General features: G+C 64.1%; 3 protein-coding genes. All 3 read right to left on the bottom strand.

Translation table 11 applies throughout. The annotated features are described in order from the left end of the window. Positions 1-307: 307 nt before the first annotated feature. A complete protein-coding gene (locus AWB68_RS44340) occupies positions 308-1,006 on the bottom strand; it encodes a substrate-binding domain-containing protein (RefSeq protein ID WP_087650381.1) in 699 nt (232 codons plus the stop codon). Between the two features lie 14 nt (positions 1,007-1,020). Further along, positions 1,021-1,704, bottom strand: a complete 684-nt coding sequence (gene ligK, locus AWB68_RS44335) for a 4-carboxy-4-hydroxy-2-oxoadipate aldolase/oxaloacetate decarboxylase (RefSeq protein WP_087650382.1) — start codon at positions 1,702-1,704, stop codon at positions 1,021-1,023. A 2-nt stretch (positions 1,705-1,706) separates the two neighbouring features. Next, a partial coding sequence (locus tag AWB68_RS44330) for an amidohydrolase family protein (protein WP_160110195.1) occupies positions 1,707-1,988 on the bottom strand: 282 nt, incomplete at its 5' end.

Below are 1,988 nucleotides of genomic sequence, written 5' to 3'. Positions count from 1 at the left end.
CTTTTCATGGGCGTCCTCGTAAGAGCTATCGCTCAAGCATAGAGCATGTGTCCGCAAAATTCCTGACTTATGAGTAAGTGTGAGGTTGATTGTGTCGGCGCTGGTGTTTATCCGTGCGGTGAACGCTTTGGCGGAGCCGCCCGAAGGCGGGTGAAATAGCCGTCAAACTTGCGGTCGACTTCGCGCTAACGCGGCATTCAGATCGATCGCCGCGATGCCGGCCCGTCCTTGTATAAAGGGTCGCGCTCATAGAAGGAGCGCGGCGTTGTCTGCCGTCTCGACCTTGACCTTGTATAGCGTGTATCTGCTACCTTGCCCGTCCTGGTTCCATACCATGACGATGCTTGACGGAGTCAGCGTTGGGAGAGGTCAGAAAGGTGAGGAATTCCTGCGCGACCTCATGCTGCTCAGACGCCGTGCATACAGCAGCCGAGAAGACGGTGATGACCTGAATTTCTGGCGGCAGGGAGCCGATCACTTCGATCCCCGGCAAGTGCATCAATTCGCTCAGTTGCTGGAAGCCCAGCTCGGCTTCCCCGCGCGCGACGAGCGCGCCCACCGGCACACCGGGCGGCGCCTGCACGATGCGCGGCGCGATGGCTTCAGCGATTCCCCATCGTTCGAACAGGCGGCTTAGGTGAACGCCACTCGGGCCCGTCGAATAGCCGATGCTGCGTGCGGCCAGAACGGAGTCGCGAACCGCCGCCTCAGTACCGATCGCCGGCCGCGGCGTCCCTGCCGCCACCGCGATCGCGACGCCCGAACGCGCCAGGTCGACCCTACTGCCCGGGTCGATCCGGCCGGCTGCGGCCAGCCGATCGATCGCGTCGGCCGCGAGCACGACAATATCGAACGGCTCTCCGTCTTGAACCCGCCGAAGAGCCGCCACGCCGCCGACCGATTCGATCGTCACCGCTTGCCCCAACCGCCGCTCGTACTCTTTGACGAGTTCGGCCAAGACCTGACGCGTCGCCATCGACGAGATGCCGGTGATTTGCTTGTCCATATCCGCTCCCCGAATCAGTCGACGTACCGCAGCCCGGCCTGTTGCAATGGCTCGCGCATGTTGTACATGTCCAGGCCGAGCACGCCCGACGCCAGCTTCGCGCGCTTCTCGCCTTCGAACGCTTCGCGCGCGCTTGCCTTGTCGAGCACCTTCTGCGCCATCGCCGCGGGCACCACCACCACGCCATCGTCATCGGCGACGATGACGTCTCCCGGCGTCACGAGCGCCCCCGCGCACACGACCGGCACGTTCACCGAGCCGAGCGTCGCCTTGACCGTGCCCTTCGACGAGATCGCGCGGCTCCACACGGGGAAGTTCATTTCGGCGAGCACGCGCACATCGCGCACGCCGCCATCGATGATCAGCGCCCGCGCGCCGCGCGCCTGGAAGCTCGTCGCCAGCAGGTCGCCGAAGAAGCCGTCGGTGGATTCGGTCGTGACCCCGGCGACGACGATGTCGCCCGGCTGGATCTGCTCGGCCGCGACGTGCAGCATCCAGTTGTCGCCGGGTTGCAACAGGACCGTGACGGCCGTGCCGCTCGTCTGCGCGCCGCTGTAGATCGGGCGCATGTAGGGCTTGAGCAGGCCGACGCGGCCCATCGCCTCGTGGACCGTCGCCGAACCGAATGCGCCGAGCCTGGTCGCGACGTCGCCGTCCGCGCGCTGGATGTTGCGATACACCACACCGAGTTCATACATGATCATTGTCCTTTCATTTTGAGTGTTGCATCGAGGCGCGGGTAGACACGTCGCGCGTTGCCCTCGAAGATCTTGTACCGCTCGGCCGCATCGATGTGCGCGGCCTCGACGTAGCGTTTCGTGTCGTCGAAATAGTGGCCCGTCTCCGGATCGATGCCACGCACCGCGCCGATCATCTCGCTTGCGAACAGGATGTTGTCCACCGGAATCACGCGCGTCAGCAAGTCGATGCCCGGCTGGTGATAGACGCAGGTATCGAAGAAGACGTTGTTCAGCAGATGGTC

The organism is Caballeronia choica, assembly GCF_001544535.1.
In the GTDB taxonomy this organism is placed as follows: domain Bacteria; phylum Pseudomonadota; class Gammaproteobacteria; order Burkholderiales; family Burkholderiaceae; genus Caballeronia; species Caballeronia choica.
Note: the sequence above shows the minus strand (reverse complement) of the source record. Positions and strands in the feature narration are given on the sequence as shown.

Bases quoted from the DNA above. Each gene is read 5' to 3' on its own strand.
- AWB68_RS44340 (WP_087650381.1), bottom strand. From the start codon at position 1,006: ATGGACAAGCAAATCACCGGCATCTCGTCGATGGCGACGCGTCAGGTC.
- ligK (WP_087650382.1), bottom strand. From the start codon at position 1,704: ATGTATGAACTCGGTGTGGTGTATCGCAACATCCAGCGCGCGGACGGC.